At 31.8% G+C, this 17,181-nt stretch carries 13 protein-coding genes and 16 tRNA genes; all 29 read left to right on the plus strand.

Going from position 1 to position 17,181, the window contains the following annotated elements:
* The first annotated feature begins 39 nt into the window (after positions 1–39).
* The 29 genes from SSABA_RS00555 (at position 40) to SSABA_RS00690 (ending at position 17,135) form a co-directional block, all read left to right on the plus strand.
* Positions 40–1,776, plus strand: coding sequence for a TrkH family potassium uptake protein (locus SSABA_RS00555; protein ID WP_025250663.1), 1,737 nt, complete (start codon positions 40–42; stop codon positions 1,774–1,776).
* Between the two features lie 11 nt (positions 1,777–1,787).
* On the plus strand, positions 1,788–2,636 hold the full coding sequence (locus tag SSABA_RS00560) for a bifunctional 5,10-methylenetetrahydrofolate dehydrogenase/5,10-methenyltetrahydrofolate cyclohydrolase (RefSeq protein WP_025250664.1): 849 nt from the start codon (positions 1,788–1,790) through the stop codon (positions 2,634–2,636).
* 73 nt (positions 2,637–2,709) lie between these two features.
* A tRNA-Asn gene (locus SSABA_RS00565) sits at positions 2,710–2,785 on the plus strand.
* A 20-nt stretch (positions 2,786–2,805) separates the two neighbouring features.
* Positions 2,806–2,881 (plus strand) — tRNA-Glu (locus tag SSABA_RS00570).
* Between the two features lie 15 nt (positions 2,882–2,896).
* A tRNA-Val gene (locus SSABA_RS00575) sits at positions 2,897–2,972 on the plus strand.
* 18 nt (positions 2,973–2,990) lie between these two features.
* Positions 2,991–3,066, plus strand: a tRNA-Thr gene (locus SSABA_RS00580).
* A 74-nt stretch (positions 3,067–3,140) separates the two neighbouring features.
* On the plus strand, positions 3,141–4,214 hold the full coding sequence (locus SSABA_RS00585) for an alanine racemase (protein ID WP_051464666.1): 1,074 nt from the start codon (positions 3,141–3,143) through the stop codon (positions 4,212–4,214).
* A 97-nt stretch (positions 4,215–4,311) separates the two neighbouring features.
* Positions 4,312–4,387 (plus strand) — tRNA-Lys (locus SSABA_RS00590).
* A gap of 4 nt (positions 4,388–4,391) precedes the next feature.
* Positions 4,392–4,476: transfer RNA gene (locus tag SSABA_RS00595), tRNA-Leu, on the plus strand.
* A gap of 96 nt (positions 4,477–4,572) precedes the next feature.
* Positions 4,573–5,025, plus strand: coding sequence for an MFS transporter (locus tag SSABA_RS00600; protein ID WP_025250666.1), 453 nt, complete (start codon positions 4,573–4,575; stop codon positions 5,023–5,025).
* 226 nt (positions 5,026–5,251) lie between these two features.
* Positions 5,252–6,664, plus strand: coding sequence for a glycoside hydrolase family 1 protein (locus SSABA_RS00605; protein WP_025250667.1), 1,413 nt, complete (start codon positions 5,252–5,254; stop codon positions 6,662–6,664).
* 41 nt (positions 6,665–6,705) lie between these two features.
* Positions 6,706–7,395 carry a hypothetical protein gene (locus SSABA_RS00610; protein WP_025250668.1) on the plus strand — a complete coding sequence of 230 codons (690 nt, stop codon included), beginning with the start codon at positions 6,706–6,708 and terminating at the stop codon, positions 7,393–7,395.
* 134 nt (positions 7,396–7,529) lie between these two features.
* The gene (locus SSABA_RS04910) at positions 7,530–9,134 is read left to right on the plus strand and encodes an ABC transporter ATP-binding protein/permease (RefSeq protein WP_051464667.1); all 1,605 of its coding nucleotides are present in this window, start codon (positions 7,530–7,532) and stop codon (positions 9,132–9,134) included.
* A 67-nt stretch (positions 9,135–9,201) separates the two neighbouring features.
* Positions 9,202–9,594 (plus strand): hypothetical protein, encoded by a 393-nt coding sequence (locus SSABA_RS00620; protein WP_025250670.1) that lies wholly within the window; start codon positions 9,202–9,204, stop codon positions 9,592–9,594.
* A gap of 132 nt (positions 9,595–9,726) precedes the next feature.
* Positions 9,727–9,864: a hypothetical protein gene (locus tag SSABA_RS05140; RefSeq protein WP_158500000.1), complete on the plus strand. Its 138-nt coding sequence runs from the start codon at positions 9,727–9,729 to the stop codon at positions 9,862–9,864.
* A 62-nt stretch (positions 9,865–9,926) separates the two neighbouring features.
* Positions 9,927–10,982 carry a spermidine/putrescine ABC transporter ATP-binding protein gene (potA, locus tag SSABA_RS00625; RefSeq protein ID WP_025250671.1) on the plus strand — a complete coding sequence of 352 codons (1,056 nt, stop codon included), beginning with the start codon at positions 9,927–9,929 and terminating at the stop codon, positions 10,980–10,982.
* Positions 10,982–11,989 (plus strand): spermidine/putrescine ABC transporter permease, encoded by a 1,008-nt coding sequence (potB, locus tag SSABA_RS00630; RefSeq protein WP_025250672.1) that lies wholly within the window; start codon positions 10,982–10,984, stop codon positions 11,987–11,989. The genes potA and potB overlap by 1 nt, the downstream gene beginning before the upstream one ends.
* On the plus strand, positions 11,953–15,042 hold the full coding sequence (gene potCD / locus SSABA_RS00635) for a spermidine/putrescine ABC transporter permease/substrate-binding protein (RefSeq protein WP_025250673.1): 3,090 nt from the start codon (positions 11,953–11,955) through the stop codon (positions 15,040–15,042). Before potB ends, potCD begins: the two co-directional genes overlap by 37 nt.
* 105 nt (positions 15,043–15,147) lie before the next feature.
* Positions 15,148–15,222: transfer RNA gene (locus SSABA_RS00640), tRNA-Cys, on the plus strand.
* 237 nt (positions 15,223–15,459) lie between these two features.
* Positions 15,460–15,536: transfer RNA gene (locus SSABA_RS00645), tRNA-Arg, on the plus strand.
* A gap of 43 nt (positions 15,537–15,579) precedes the next feature.
* Positions 15,580–15,656 (plus strand) — tRNA-Pro (locus tag SSABA_RS00650).
* Between the two features lie 12 nt (positions 15,657–15,668).
* Positions 15,669–15,744 (plus strand) — tRNA-Ala (locus SSABA_RS00655).
* Positions 15,745–15,759: 15 nt separating this feature from the next.
* Positions 15,760–15,836 (plus strand) — tRNA-Met (locus tag SSABA_RS00660).
* Positions 15,837–15,847: 11 nt separating this feature from the next.
* Positions 15,848–15,924: transfer RNA gene (locus SSABA_RS00665), tRNA-Ile, on the plus strand.
* Positions 15,925–15,974: 50 nt separating this feature from the next.
* Positions 15,975–16,067 (plus strand) — tRNA-Ser (locus tag SSABA_RS00670).
* A 20-nt stretch (positions 16,068–16,087) separates the two neighbouring features.
* Positions 16,088–16,163: transfer RNA gene (locus SSABA_RS00675), tRNA-Met, on the plus strand.
* 2 nt (positions 16,164–16,165) lie between these two features.
* Positions 16,166–16,242 (plus strand) — tRNA-Asp (locus SSABA_RS00680).
* Between the two features lie 7 nt (positions 16,243–16,249).
* Positions 16,250–16,325: transfer RNA gene (locus tag SSABA_RS00685), tRNA-Phe, on the plus strand.
* Between the two features lie 84 nt (positions 16,326–16,409).
* A complete protein-coding gene (locus SSABA_RS00690) occupies positions 16,410–17,135 on the plus strand; it encodes a hypothetical protein (RefSeq protein ID WP_025250674.1) in 726 nt (241 codons plus the stop codon).
* Positions 17,136–17,181 lie beyond the last annotated feature (46 nt).

Genomic DNA, 17,181 nt, shown 5'->3' on the forward strand with positions numbered 1-17,181 from the left:
TTGTATAATAATAATTAGTGAATAAAGAAGGTGATTTGATTGTTTTTGCTATTAGAAGGCCAAGAAAACGGCAAATTTATTAAAAAAAACGAATCAGATGAAAATCCAGGGCTCTCCCTTAAGGAAAAACGCCGCCGCCATAAAGAATTGAAGAAAGAACGTCTTGAAGAGCGCCGCCGAAAATTCAAAGAAGAAGGCCAAGAACGTAAGAGTTTCATAACTAAATTCAAAAATTGATGACCTTTAAGTAAAGTCTCGGGAAAAATTTTGCTAATCTATTTTTTGACAGTTTTAGTTGGGGGACTGCTTTTAGCTATCCCTGGAGTTATCTTAAATAGCCAATTTCATTGGGATTTTTTGACAGGAATATTTACAGCGAGTTCAGCATTTTCTGATACAGGGATTTCAATTTCCAATGCTGCTGCGGACTACTCATTTTGAGGACAATTGCTAATTTTAATAATGATTCAAATCGGGGGAATTGGAATCCTTACCTTTAAAATTGTACTATTAATTTCATTAGGTAAAAAAGTCTCAATAAACGATCAATCTGTGGCTCAAAGTGAGCGAGGCAGTTCACAATTTTCCAGTACAGTTGAAATGATTAAAGATGGTTTTATCTTTTTAACTTTTGTTGAAATTATCGGTATGGTGATGCTCTTTTTTGGGTTTTATTTTACACCCTTAACTTTTGAAAATTATAATTCAATCTATAAAGATAATTTCAGTTATCAGTATGTTGATGTTTATCATGACTTTGGAGGTTCGCTTTGAGCTGCTATATTCCATTCGATCAGTGCTGTTAATAATGCTGGTTTTGATATAATCTCTGGTTCTTCTTTGCAACCCTATAATCTTTCAGATAACCAAGGTTACTTAATTCAGTCTGTGTTTTTAGTTCAATGGGTCATTGGGGGGCTGGGGTACCCAACTTTCCACGATATTAAACAAAAAATTAAAGCCCGCCGTACTGGTCAAGTTGTAAAGTGATCGCTATTCACAAAACTAAATTTTACTGTTTATTTAACACTATTTTTAGTAGGGCCATTATTGGTTTTTTTATCAGAATTATCACAGGGAAAAGATAGCTACATTTTAAATTACTATAACGTCACAAGAGATGAAACGTTTTATGATGTAATCCTATCTTATGAATATATTGATATTGGTCCAAAACCGGTTGGCCAGGCATTTATGGATATTTTCTTTAACGTCACAAGTTCACGAAATGCCGGATTTACAACTGTTGATATTAACCAGTTTAATGCCGGATCAAAATTGATAATGTCGGTTTGAATGTTTATTGGATCAGCACCTTCTTCAACGGCAGGAGGAATTAGAACCACAACATTTGCAATTGTAATTTTAACGATCATTTCAATTATGCGAAATCGCCGCTCGGTTGTGGCCTTTCGTAAGAAAATTCCAGAAGAAACCGTTCGCCGAAGCCTAGCGGTCGCTTTTGTTGGGGTCATGGTTATTGTTGGGGCAACCGCAATTATATATATTGACAGTAATAAAGTTTTGGCTAATCGAACTAATGGAGACAAAACTATCATTGAACTTATTACACTAATTTGTTCAGCGTTTGGAACCGTGGGGTTAAACCCCTTTACAACTGGACAAATGATTGGATTGGGAGCTTTTTCAAAAATCACACTAATATTTATTATGTTCATTGGTCAATTGGGGATTTCCAATACTTTGTTAGCATTTATTAAACCAAATAATAAAAAAAGTTATGAATTTTTAGAAGAAGAAGTTGTAATTGGTTAGGAGTTGAAAATATGAAATTATTAGACGGAAAAGCTTTGGCAGCAAAACGATCAGCAATAATTAAGGCAGAAATTAGCCAGTATCAAAGTTATCGCAAACCAAAACTAACGGTTATTTTAGTTGGCAATGATAGTGCAAGTGAAATTTATGTTCAACACAAACAGCGAGCTTGCGAAAAGGTGGGAATTATTTTTGAGCTAGTGAGATTCCAAGAACAGTGCGAACCACAATCAGTTCTAAAAGAAATTGAGTCTTTAAATGAAAACCCGACAGTTGACGGAATTTTAATTCAGTTACCTTTACCCCAAAAATGAAAACAAGAAGATTTCTTGCAAGCAGTAATTCCTAGTAAAGACGTTGATGGATTCCATTACATAAATCAAGGAAAATTATATCAAGGCAATGAAAAATTTACCCCCTGCACACCTCAGGGAATTATTGAACTGTTGAGTGAATATCAGATTAATTTAGTTTCAAAAAAAGTAGCAGTTATTGGAACTTCTAATATTGTTGGTAAACCTTTGGTGGGAATGTTAATTAATCGTGGGGCGACTGTTTTTGCTTGTAATAAAAATACTAAGAACATTGCAGAATTGACAAGGATTGCAGATATTGTTATTTCAGCAACAGGATCTCAATTTTTAATTACTAAAAATATGCTTAAAAAAGATGTTATAGTAGTAGATGTAGGCATAATAAGAGATCCTATAACTAACAAGCTTGTTGGAGATGTAGATTTTGAGTCTGTTAAAGATATCGTCTCATTTATCACTCCGGTACCTGGGGGAGTGGGTCCAATGACGGTTGAAATTCTTTTAGAAAATACTCTAAAAGCCTATAAAAAAACCATAAAATTATAAAAATTTAATATTTTTTTTGATAAAAAACTTGTTTTTATATCTTTGTTTTGATATTATAAATAAGGTTCTTTATGGCTTTTTAGCTCAGTTGGTAGAGCAACCGGCTGTTAACCGGTTTGTCACAGGTTCGAGTCCTGTAAAAGCCGCCATTATCAATTTTATTATTTTTGGCCCGTTGGTGAAGCGGTTAACACACACGGTTTTCATCCGTGGACACACGAGTTCGAACCTCGTACGGGCTACCATTTATTATTTTTTGTGGAGTGCTAGCTCAGTTGGGAGAGCTCCTGCCTTACAAGCAGGCGGTCGGCGGTTCGAGCCCGTCGCACTCCACCATTTTTTTTATTTTTTTTCGCTGATGTGGCTCAATTGGCAGAGCAACTGACTTGTAATCAGTAGGTTGTAGGTTCAAGTCCTATCATCAGCACCATTAATCTGTATAAAATAAACACACTTACTCAAAGTAAGTGTGTTTTTTTGATAAAATACAAATATAGAAGAGAAGTGAAAAAAGTGTCGTACCCTTTAATCGAAATTGATCTAGAAAAGATTCAAAAAAATATTCGAGCGCTCGCTAGCAAGTGCGAGTCAAAAAATTTGGATTTGGTTGTTGTGCAAAAACTATTATCTGGGAGCAAGGAAATGGCAGAATTTTTGGTTGAGAACGGTATTAAAACAATCGCTGACTCAAGAATATTAAATCTAACCAATTTTCAACACTTAAAAGTTCAAAAAATGCTATTAAGACTGCCAATGCTAAGTGAAATCGATGAAGTAGCAAGACTTTGTGATATTGTTTTAATTAGTGAAATGAAGACAATTTTGGCGCTAAATGCAGCAGCTCAAAAGGCAAAGCGCCACATTAAACTAATTCTAATGATTGAAACTGGGGATATTCGCGAAGGTTTACTGGATAAGGATAAAATTATTGCAGCGGCTTTAGAAATTAATAAATGTGAGTTTCTAACTTTGGAAGGATTGGGCACTAATTTCGCTTGCTATGGGGCAACAAAACCAACGGTTGAAAAATTGCAAAAACTGGCAGCTCTCAAAAATGAACTAGAGCAAATAACCAAAAAATCCATTCCTGTAATCAGTGGGGGAAGCTCAACTCATTTGACCATTTGGGACGAAAAAAATATCCCAAGCGAAATAAACCAAATTCGAGTAGGATCTGCAATTTTAATGGGCATCGGACTAAACGATGAACCAATTTCATGACTCAAGAATAACACTATAAAACTTAAAGCTGAGATAATTGAAATTCAAGATAAACCAAGCGCCTCTTGGGGACCAAGAGCTTTAGATGCTTTTGCCAGAGAAGTAAATTTTCAAGATAGGGGAATCCGCAAAAAAGCAATAATTGCTTTGGGTCGTCAAGACTGCCCAAGTGAAGAGTTGGTACCTCTTGATTCTAAAATTGAGGTTTTGGGAGGCAGCAGTGATCACACAATTTTAGATTTAACAGACAGTCCCATTGACTATCAAGTTGGAGACATTATTGAATTTTACCCGACTTATTTGGGAAACCTTTGTCTAACAACTAGCAAATATGTTAGCGTTGTGTATAAAAAATAAAATACTAAACTTAATAAGATTATAAAAAAACCTAAAATATATTGAATATCACTTATTAAAGTGATATTATTTTATTGTTTGCTTTAAGCAACAATTTGTCTCGTTAGCTCAGCCGGTAGAGCAACTGGCTTTTAACCAGTGGGTCGCAAGTTCGAATCTTGCACGGGACACCATCTTCCGGAATTGGCGGAATTGGCAGACGCACCAGACTTAGGATCTGGCGTGGTAACACGTGGGGGTTCAAGTCCCTTATTCCGGACCAAAATGAATAAAAATCCTAAGAAGGAAAAAACACAAATTTTTAATTTGTGTTTTTTTATTTTTAAATCTTGCTATAATAAATCGGTAGGAGGTCATTTTGAAAAGACAAGGATTGTATAAACAAGCAAAAACATGAAGTATTGTAAATATCGTAGTTTGCTCATCAATTATGGGAATATTTTTATTATTAGGATTTATATTTTTTTCATCAACACCGACTTCAACCGGATTGGAGTCAATTGCACTAACCACCACACTTTTAATAACAGGTACAATGACTTTTATGCCAATAATGGTCTGCTCAATAATCACAGTTATTATTGTTAACAGAGAATTGAAATCAGGGAGAGAAGAAAAGCACACAGCCTTAGCGATTTGTTCTATTATTTTTTCTGGAATTTTTGGAATAATATCAGGGATTTTAATTCTAGTTGCCGACTCAGAATCATCAGCACAAGGATATTCAAATGAAGATTCGGCAAATGTTCCTAGTTGAAAAAATAATGAAAATAAATCTGAAAATTCTGAAATAGATAAAATGGAAGATTAATTAACTAAAAACCTTAATTTTTTAATTAAGGTTTTTTAATTTTCAATTTCAATTTTTATTTATTTTCAAACATTACAAAATCATTTGATTGAGAAATTATTTTAAATTAATTGTATTTAAATTTGTATGAATTAATAAAATCCCAAGAAATTAAACTGCTAAATCGTGTTATCATTTTATTAACGCCAAAAAAATTGGTGATCAATCATTAATAAGGAGAAACAAAATGAAAATAAAATTTCCAGAAAATTTTTTATGAGGTGCTGCAACTTCGGGTCCTCAATCTGAGGGGAGCAAAGATAAGCCACACTTAAATGTAATGGATAAATGATTTCAATTGCATCCAGAAGATTTTCACAATCAAGTTGGTCCAGAAATAACTTGCAATAGTTACGAAAAATATCCAGAGGATATTGAATTAATGCAAAGAATAAATTTAAACAGCTTTAGAACTTCAATTCAATGATCTAGACTTATCGATGATTTGGAGACTGGAACTGTAAACCAGAAAGCTCTGAAGTATTATCGTGACTACTTTAGTAGACTTAAAAAAGCAAATATTAAACTTATGGTAAATCTATACCACTTTGATATGCCTTGAGAACTACAAGAAGTTGGGGGATTTGCAAATAAACATGTTGTTGACTTATTTGCTCTATATGCAAAGCGATGTTTTGAATCTTTTGGAGATTTAGTAGATATGTGATCAACTATGAATGAACCGATTGTTCCTGTGGAAGCTCAATATTTATATAAATGATGATACCCATACATAAGCGATTATAAATTAGCTGCTCAGGTAGGTTATAATACTATCTTGGCTCATGCAAAAGCAGTTAAGGAATTTAAAATTTTATTTGCTAACGACTCTAAAAAGGAAATCACCGTTGTCTTAAACTTAACGCCAAGTTATTCAAAAGATGACAAACCCGAGAATATTAAAGCGGCAAAGCTAAGTGATGAGTTTTTCAATAAATCAATGTTAGAAGCGGCTGTTAACGGAAGATTTAATCAAGAATTTATTGATGTGTTAAAAGCAGACAATGTCTTGCCAGAATTTAATAAGTCAGAATTAGACATAATTGCTAATAATAGAATTGATTTTTTAGCAGTTAATTACTATCAGCCAAGAAGAATCCAGGGTCGCGAAAAACCGTACTCTGGAGAAAATATGCCAGACAAACATTTTGAAAATTTTGACTGAGCTGAAAAAAGGATTAACCCTCACCGTGGTTGAGAAATTCACCCAGAAACAATATATAATATTGCGATGGATATTAAAAATAATTATAACAACATCAAATGATTTATTTCCGAAAACGGAATGGGTGTTGAAGGTGAAGAAAAATTCAAGAACCAAGATGGTGTTATTCAAGATGACTATCGAATCGATTTTATAAAAGAACATCTCTATTGATTGCATAAAGCAATTCAAGAAGGAAGCAATTGTTTTGGTTACCAAATGTGAACTTTTATTGATTGTTGAAGTTGAGCCAACTCATTTAAAAACCGCTATGGTTTTGTTTCCCTTGATTTAAAAACTCAAGCTCGCACAATTAAAAAATCAGGAACTTGAATAAGCAATTGTATTATTAATAATGAATTTGAAATAGAGGAAAACTTAGTTAACAAAAACTAAGTTTTTTTAAAATAATAATGAATTTGAAAGAAGGTGAAATTGTGAAGAGAAATTATTTTAAAAAAATGTTTTACTTAAATTTTGTTTTATTACATTTAACAATTTTAATAGCAACAACTTTAAACATATTTTTTCCAAACCAAGAAACTATCTTTGTTGTTCAAGTCTCTTTAACAATTTCGCTGATTCAAACTTTATTATTATTTCTAGCATATTTATCTTATAAGCTTATTTGTAATTGAAAAGTAGTTATTGAAAGAGCGGTTTCTTTAAATTTTTCTAGAAAAGAAAAACCTAGTGAATTAAAAAAAATCCTTCAAATTGTCTTACCCTCATTTTTAATTATTCAGGGAGAAACTTCAGCAATCATGAATGAGACAATGAAAGGAACCTTTTTTGCTTCTGTTTATTCATTCGTTTTAGTTTCCTTTTTAACATTATTACTTTTCGCAATTATTATGGCAATGATTTCATTTAAAGATCTAAAATCAAATCATATTATTAAACGAATAATAAAAACAATTAAAAGATTAAAGAATATTTTGCTATCATTTTTTAAAAAATCAAACGTTAAAGTATTTCAAGCAGATAATAAAATAGCATACAATTTAACCGTCGAGATTTTCTTAAATAGAAACTCCAATTTTTTCGTGACCCAGTTTAACTATATAAAAACTGAACAGCTCAATAATTTGAAGAAAGCCCTGGATTTTAGAGCACCTAGCTTATAAAAGAAAGCGATTAAGTAACGCAAACTTTTACTATGTGTAAATTTAAAATTAAGGCTGCTAAAAATATTTAAATATTTAAAAATAATTTTTATTACGTTAAAAATATTTTTAGCTTGCCCAAATAAGGGAGCAACATGAAAAAACAAATGATAAATAACATTAACAACAATGAATTGCTAGAACCAATCATTGAGTTAAAAAATGTAAGTAAAAATTATAAAAACAAAATAATTCTTGAATCAATAAATTTAAAAATTTATCCAAATGATCGAATTGGGATTATTGGATCCAACGGAGCTGGTAAAAGCACAATAAGCGAAATTATTGGTGGCATTAAAACTATTTCATCAGGAACAATTGTTAAAAAAAGTGACTTAGTTTTGGGGTTTCAATTTCAGACTACTGCATATCCTGTGGGAATTACCGTTCTTGATATGGTTAAATATTATTTAGAAGTTTTTGATATTCCAATGACTGCAAGCAATCTTGACGAAATTTTAAAAAGATATCAAATTTATAAATTTAAAAATCGTACATTAGAACGTTTAAGCGGAGGTCAACAACAACTTGTCAACATACTTTTGAGTTTAATACATAATCCTGATTTTGTAATTTTGGATGAAATTTCTACAGGGCTAGATATCGAGGTTCGAAGCGAAATCTTCAAAATAATCGAAGAAAATATAATTGAGAAAAACAAAGGGATGCTTCTGGTAACTCATCAAATGAAAGAAATTGAGAATTTATGTAATAAGTATATTTATATAGATGAAGGTAATATTAAAGAATCAGGCTTAGTCAGCGACCTAATAGAAAAATACGGTTCTGTTGAAGAATACACAATGCAAAAAATCCTAGTTTCAAAATCTCAAATAGATACCAGAAAAAATGTTTGTACAAAAAATAATAAAAATCGATTTAATAAAATTATAAATAGCGAAGCCAAAAAAGGTAAAACCATTCCTTTGGTAAAATTAATTTTAAAATATTACTATAAAGGAGTTGCTGTGCCATTTTTCTTATTTGCCTTTCCAATAATTTTAATGTTTTTAGAAGGCTTTGCATTTAAGGAAATATATGGTGATGTAAATAGCGCAGCTGCGGCACTAATAATAAAACAACTAACTGTTTCTGTGGCAACAGTATCGATAATTATTGTTGGAATATCTGTATTACCTCAAACTTTAATTGAATTTAGAAATAGTGGACTAATGAAGAGAATTGGTTCAACAAATACTAGAGCAGTTAACTTTATGGTAACAACAATTTTAATCTGTATTTTATTTATGATTACCACATTTTTATGAACTATGCTTTGAAGTGGAATTATGTTCGGCTGAGAATTTGGCTGAAATCAAATTTTGGCACCAATTAATATTGGAGAGGCGATTGGTTACTTAGTGGTTGTGATTTTGGCATCAACAACTTTTGGAATCATGATTGCAAGTCTATTTAAATCAACTTCTCCAACTGCCTATATTACAATCTCAAATATAATTTTCATTCCAATTGCCTTTTTAAGTGGGTCGTTTATTCCAATCAGTTTAATTGAAAAAAGCGAAATATTGAATGTGTTTTCATATTTTAACCCCTTTAAATACAGCATTACTCCATTGAATAGTTCTTGAATTGGGGAACACAAATTAGATTTAAAAAATTCGTTATTTTTATTGACATCTCTAGTTTTGGTTGGAATTTACGGATTTGTGGGATTTAGAAAAATGAATTGAGATCGATAATCAATCAACTTTAACTTTAAATAATTCTTGTTGTTTGCTATAATAATTTTATAGTCAGGTTAAACAAATGAACGAAATTATACATACCATTATTGATCGTGCCTACATGATTAAATCAGAAGCGGGCGCTTTAAAATTATCTACAGAGGCTAAACTATACTGTTCTAGCTTAAGTTTAAATAATTTAAAAGAACTTAGCAAAGAAGACCAAGAAACAACTTTGGAATTAATTTGAGTTTGAAATTTAGTCTATTCTTACGCAAGTTGATATATTAAATTTTTGGCCGCTAAGAACCTTGGCGCTATTGATGAAAACTTAAAAGAAAAAGTATCCAAAGCCTTTGAAGTCTTTACGAGCGGAGAAAACATTTTTCACTCGAATCAAATTGATTTTAAACCTCATTCAGAAATGATTGAAGCAGCAAATAAATTTGAACTAAAACTAATTACAATTAGTTAAATTACATTAACCCGAAATGCCATTATTATGGTTTTTCGGGTTATTTTTTTTATTTTAAATTTTTCTAAATTTCTTGCATTATTACGGTTTATTAATTAAAATAAAAATAATGTGAAAGTCGAGGTTGCTCCAATGTTTAAAAAATCATTAATAAATCTACAAGAACAATATTTAATAACTCAGTGATTAGATGTTTTAGCAACTCGAGGCGAAGCTTTTGAGAAAGCTTTAGAGAATCAGTCACTCTCCGTATTAGCTATTTTAGCTTAATTAAAATACAAACATAGTTTGTATAATTTTTTATTGTTTAAATAGTTATAAGGAGAAATACGATGGAAAAAAATAGTATTCTTCAAATCCGAAATATAACCAAAGACTACGATGGTAAGGTTGTTTTAAAAGGAATTAGTTTAAATATTCACGAAGGTGAATTTATAACACTTTTAGGACCTAGTGGTTGTGGTAAGACTACAACTTTAAATATTATTGGTGGATTTGAAAAACCCAATTCAGGGGAAATTTTGTTTGAAAACAAAAATCTTTTAGCATTGCCAATTAATAAACGTCAGATGAACACAATTTTTCAGGGGTATGCACTGTTTCCGCACCTTGATGTTTTTGATAATGTGGCTTATGGATTACGTAATAAGAAAACCAAACCAGATATTATTGAAAAAGAAGTTATGCAGCACTTAAAACAAGTGGGCTTACTAGGAAATGAAAATAAACGAGTTGGGGAATTATCTGGAGGGCAAAAACAAAGGGTTGCAATCGCCAGAGCTCTTGTAATGAAACCAAAAATTTTGCTTTTAGATGAGCCAATGTCAGCCTTAGATGTTCATTTGAAAAAAATTATGCAAAAAGAGTTGAAAAGACTTCAAGAGGAAGTTGGAATTACTTTTATTTTAGTAACCCACGATCAAGAAGAAGCACTAACTTTAAGCGATCGTGTTGTAGTAATGAATCAGGGAATGATACAACAAGTTGGAACTCCAGAAGATATTTATAATGAACCAGAAAATAAATGAGTTGCTAAATTTATTGGAATAAGCAACATTATTGAAGATGGTATTTTTATAAGAGATGGCAAAGTCAAGATTGACGGCCAAGAGTTTAGTTGTCAGGATAAAGGTTTTGGAGAAAATGACGAAAACATTGATATTGTAATAAGACCAGAAGATGTTGATATCCAGACTGCGGGAAAAGGATTTTTCCAAGGGATAATAAAAAACGTTATTTTTAAGGGAGTTTATTATGAAGCAATTGTTGAGACTGAATTTAGAGAATGATTAATTCATACAACAGACTTGGTGGAAGAGGGAGCGAATGTGGGAATTCGCTGAAATGTTGAAGATATTCATGTTATGTGAAAAGAAATTGATAACTAATGGATGCATTAAAAGATAAAAAAATAATCGAAGATAATTCTACAAAAGAAAATATTTTTGAAGAAATCGAAGCAGTTCATGAAGAATTAAATAACCCCGATGAGCCTAAATCATCTAAACCCCCAGGACTATTTTATAAACTAAAAAACTCCAAGTTTGTTTCAAGAGCAAGCCAAAAAACCTGACCAATTTTATTACCATTTATTATTGTAATGATATTTTTAATAATTCTACCCCTGATTGGAATTGTTGTATATTCAATTATTCAACCAACCAATAACAGTTTGGTTTTTAAATTAAGTTTGGAAAACTTTGTAAAGTTGTTTAGTGATTCAAATATTATGATTGCTATGCTTTTATCAATTGCTTATGCGCTAGTGGCGGCTTTTTGTTGTGTAATCATTGGTTATCCAATTGCCTACATTATGGCGCAATTAAAAAGTAAAATTTTAGCAAAAAATGTTTGAGTATTAGTAACAATGCCAATTTGAATAAGTATGCTTTTGAAGGTTTTGGGATTGCAAACACTATTTTATGTCTTAGCACCAACTGCTTTGGGAACCCCGATTGCAATTATTATCGGAATGGTTTATATGTTTTTACCATTCTGTATTACACCAATATATAATTCATTAGAAAGTTCAGATAAGAGCCAACTTTTAGCTGCCAAAGATTTAGGAGCAAGCAATTCTAAAGCATTCTTCCAATTTACCTTGAGACAATCAATGGGGGGAGTTTTAGCGGGATTTAGCTTAGTAATAATTCAAGCAGCAACATCTCTAATTGTTATCCGTTACCTTGGTGATGGAAAAATCAACCTGATTGCTTCAATTATTGAATCTTACTTCTTTAAAGGAAGTAACTTTGGTTATGGTGCGGCAATTTCTGTTGTTTTAGCGATTTTAATTGGTTTATTAATGTTAGTAATGAAATTAATTTCAAATAAATTTGAAGGGGGGTCAACCAAAAAATGAAAAGGTTCTTCAAGACAAGCTATTTCGCAATAATTATGGCATTTATCTATGTGCCGATTATCATTATGATAATCTACTCATTTAATTCAGGTAAAACCATCTCACAATTTGAGGGTTGAAGTCTAAAGTGATACGCAGAATTTTTTAAAAATAGTCCCTTCATAAAATCAATTATTACATCACTGTTTGTGGCAATCGTGTCAACAACGGTTTCGGTAATTATTGGGACTCTAGCCGCTATTGGATTGAGCAGAGTAAATCGAACAACCCGAAATGCTTGATTTTCTATTGCAAATATCCCTTTAGTAAATGCAGATGTAATTACGGCTGTAAGTTTGATGGTGGTATTCATAATAGCTGGACTTAAGTTTGGAATTATGACGTTAATTGCAGCGCATATTTCTTTTAATGTCCCATACGTGCTAATTACAGTAATGCCACGATTAAGAAAAATTGACCCAAATGTAATCGATGCAAGTTATGATTTAGGGAGTTCTTCAACTCAGACAATGTTCAAAATTGTTTTGCCAATTTTGCGACCAGCAATTATTGCAGCAACTGCAATCGCTTTTGCTATGAGTTTTGACGATTTTATTATTTCTTACTTTACCGGGGGAGATCAAACCAATGTCTCAACCTTCATATATACTGCCAAAAAAATTCAACCATATATTAATGCTTTTGGAACAATTTTAGTTGGGGTTATTGTCCTATCAATTCTAGTATGAAACACAATCTCGTTTACTAAGTCGCGAAACGATGAAATTAAAAATCAAATTAAAGAAGGTTACTATAAATCAAAACAAATTGATGACTTAAACCATAAACTTACTATCTTGTATCACCAACTTTCAAGCAATCAAATTGTTAAGAAAAGTTTAAAACCTAGTCTGAGAATGAAAGCGACTTTGCTAAAAATTCAAATTCGGATTTTAGAAAATAAAAACTATAATGCCAAGATTTCAAAATTAGAATGGAAAAAAGAATTAATAAGCAATGAAATAAAATATGAGAAAAGACTATTTATCGCATATGAAAAATCTCAAACTAAGATGAAATTACTTGAACAACAACTTTTGAAAAACTACAAAAGTCATCGAAAAGTGCGCTTTCAAAACGCGATTATCAAGTTATCAAAAAGAATTAAAAAATATGAATCTGAAATTGAATGAATTAACGAAAGAAATCAATCAGATTCTGATTGAATAAAGGAACTGGATGCCGAAATTTTAGAACTTCAAGCCGAATGAAACCGCGAAAGCCCGTTAAGTAAAAAAGATAATCTAGCTTATAAAAAGAAAATAAAAAAATTGCAAACAAAACGTGATGAGTTAAAAGAAGGTCGCAATCAACTAAAATTGCGATTAGTTCTAGAAAAATTAAAAGACGTTCAATCACGTTCGCAAGAACAACTCCAAGAACTTGTTGAAAAGCAACGTGATTTGAGTAAAGTTTTATTTTCAAAAATTTCTTTAACTGCGAAAATTGATAAAAAAATTGAGACGCTAGAGACCAAGGAAAATAAAACTGAGAACGATTTTCAAATATTAAGCGAACTAAAGCAAGAACGTATTGAAACTTTGGAATTAAAACGCCAAGTTATTCGCGAAAAAATAATTACTGCAGAAAACAAAATTGAAGAAATTCAAATTAAAACTGATGCTAAACGCGAAAAATTATTTCCAGCAATTGAAGATAATGCGGTTGTCAGCCATAATAAAGGATTTTTCAAAAGATCTTGAAAGACTTTATTAGCATTTACCTTATTTGCTTCGTCATTTACACTTTTAACTGTTGCTTATGTTAGAAACAATATTTATGATTTAGTTATTGGAAACTGGGGATCTTACATTAATCCTGAGTTTATTTCAGAATTTGAAAAAAAATATGAAGTCAAAGTCAACTACCAGCAATTTGATTCCAATGAATCTTTATATAATAAGTTATATACATTTAACTATGATGTTATGGTGCCAAGTGACTACATGGTTCAAAAACTAGTTGCAGAAGATAAATTACAAAATATTGACTACAATAAAGTAAATATCTACGGAGAGTTTGAAGAAACTACTCCTGGTTCACAAATTACCACAACTCGTTATTTTAAGGATTTAGAAGGCAATGAAATCACTAGCAAAGGTGATCGAGACTATACTGTAAATGCTGACCTAATGAAATTAATGTTTCAGTCACCAACTGAAGACGAAAATGAGGGTAAACATTTAAATCACAATATTACTGATTATGCTATTCCATATTTTTGAGGAGACTTAGTTGTTGTTGCAAACCCCAATGATAAAGTAATTAAATTTTTAGAAGACCAAAATGTTGAGTTTGCAGAAAATCAACAGTATCAAATTGATTCGTCAACTTTAAGCTGAGACATTTTCTGAAAGGCTGCACAAGCTGGTTTAAATGTTCGATTAAACGAAGATGCCAAAAATATTTTTGCAATCGCTTCGGAGAAAATGTTTGGAACAATTCAACCAAATTTAAGTCAATTGGATGAAACTGTTGCGGAATTAAAAAAATTAATTTTAAGACCGAATGTATCATTACTTGGTGATAATTTAATTGAAAAAGTTGCTTTAGGAGACTTTGATTTGGCGCTAATGTATAATGGGGATGCAATTTATGCTAATCAAATTTATAACGGGGAAGCTGAATTAGAGGATGAAGACGACCTATTTGCTAAAAATGCAAAATTGGATAAAAACTTCTTTTTCTACGGAAGACCTGGAATGCAACATGAAAACTTTAAAGAGGGAACTAATGTTTTTTCTGATAATTTGGTAATTAACAAAGTTAATAGAAATTTGGATCTCTCATACAAATGAATTAATTTTATGCTCTACAAATCAACGGAATTAACCGAATATGTTGGGATAACATCCCCAATTCAAGAGGCAATGGATGAGGTTTCAGGAGAAGGTGGAGTATTTAAAAACTACTTCAACCTATACATTCCTCAAATTTCACAAGACCCAAATGCTCGCGGAAGCGCGTTTCAATACAGTAAAAAAGATGAAATTCTTAATAACAAAATTATTGACGCCTTCAATTCATTGATAGCGGGTAAAAACTAGCAAAGGGCTAAACCCTTTGCTTTTTTTTGCTTTTTACAAAATCTTTAACGAAATAAAGTTTTTTTTAATTATTGTTAATAATTTAGTATAATTAATTTTGGTAATGGTGGTATAGCCAAGAGGCTAAGGCGTGGGACTGCAACTCCCTGATCACCGGTTCGAATCCGGTTACCACCTCCAGATTAAATTAAATAAGACCGGTATTGTTAAAGCAATATCGGTCTATTTATTTTTAAAATTTTATTTATTTAGTTAAATAAGCCCTATTATTTTATTAAAATGCACAAAAAATTCATTTTTTTAACGACACTAATAATTTTTTTGTTATAATAAATAAGTCGCATTTATTGCAAAAAAATTTAATTTTTTTTGCAAAATTCGGTTGACATGTATTATAATATCATAGGTATGTTTATTGCGCTCGTAGATCAATTGGATAGATCGTTTGACTACGGATCAAAAGGTTAGGGGTTCGAGTCCCTTCGAGCGCGCCAATTTTAAACCCAAATACATAATTTATAATTATGTATTAAATACCGGGAAGTGGCTCAGTTTGGTAGAGCATTCGGTTTGGGACCGAAGGGTCGCAGGTTCAAATCCTGTCTTCCCGACCATTTATTATTTTTGGGCCCTTAGCTCAGCTGGGAGAGCACCTGCCTTGCACGCAGGGGGTCGACGGTTCGATCCCGTTAGGGTCCACCATTTTATTTTTTTTACGGCGGGGTAGCTCAGTTGGTTAGAGCGTTCGGCTCATACCCGAAAGGTCAGGAGTTCAAGTCTCCTCCCCGCTACCATATTCAATTTTGGACCTTTAGCTCAGTTGGTTAGAGCATCCGGCTCATAACCGGACGGTCATTGGTTCAAGTCCAATAAGGTCCACCATGATTAGCTAAACAAGGCGGATTGTGAAGGACCCAAAATAAATTTTTTTTGGAAGATTACCCAAGCCTGGCTGAAGGGGTCGGTCTTGAAAACCGAGAGTCGGGGAAACCCGAGCGGGGGTTCGAATCCCTCATCTTCCGCCATTTTTTTATTTATTATATATCGCGGGGTGGAGCAGTTGGTAGCTCGTCGGGCTCATAACCCGAAGGTCACAGGTTCAAGTCCTGTCCCCGCAACCATTGGCCCCATAGCGAAGTTGGTTATCGCGCCTCCCTGTCACGGAGGAGATCACGAGTTCGAGTCTCGTTGGGGTCGCCATCGTTTCGGTTTTGTAGCTCAGTCGGTAGAGCAATTGATTGAAGCTCAATGTGTCGGCGGTTCAATTCCGTCCAAAACCACCATTTTTTGTTAACTAAGATGCTTAGAGCATCTTTTTTTTGTTTTAAACTAGTTTATAATTAAATAAGAACAAAAGGACGTGCGGTATGTTTTTAAAAAAATCATTAAATCTTTATTTTATAAATAACCGCAGTGATTGGTTATCATATTTTGATGAAACTAATGCTTTGAAAAAATCTCGAAGCCTAATAAAGAAAACAGGAAGAAAAATTAAAAATTATGAATGTTTCATCTTATTTAAACGCTGAATTTTGTGACGCTGAATAATTCAGAATTTTACTTTTGAAGAACGTTTTATAAATAACTTTTTTAAATTAGTGAAAAAGTTTGACTTAACCCTAACATCTCAAGAAAATCGCTTTATTTTCAATGTTCAAGAAATCTACTTTAATACTTGAAGACCAATTAAAGAACTTCCAGTAAAATTTGAACTAGAAAGCAAAGAAACTATAAATTTTCGCGAAAGTTTAGTAAATGTTCATAAATACTTTGATAACGATAAAAAACCTAAAATTGAGTTTGAAAACAACTATGATCTTTATTTTTCGTTTAAAAATATTTACTTTTGCAATGGTGTGCAAACTGTTTTAAAAAAAATCAATTTGAGCGATTTAAGTGATGTTGAATTAAAAAGATTTGGAGTCATTATTACTGTAAAAAAAGATAAATATCTATTAAGGGGAGCAAATAAGTTATTGGTTTATTCAATACTACAAAGAGTTTTACCACAACCAATTAAGCCATTAAAAAACTATGAAGATTTATACGGTTATTTTGATTTTTTATCAAAAATAGAACAAAAATTTAGTTAAAAGCTCAGTCTCTCATTTTCTTGGAAGGCTTTAACTCCTTGCCTAG

It is taken from the genome of Spiroplasma sabaudiense Ar-1343, from assembly GCF_000565215.1.
Classification (GTDB): Bacteria; Bacillota_I; Bacilli_A; order Mycoplasmatales; family Mycoplasmataceae; genus Spiroplasma_B; species Spiroplasma_B sabaudiense.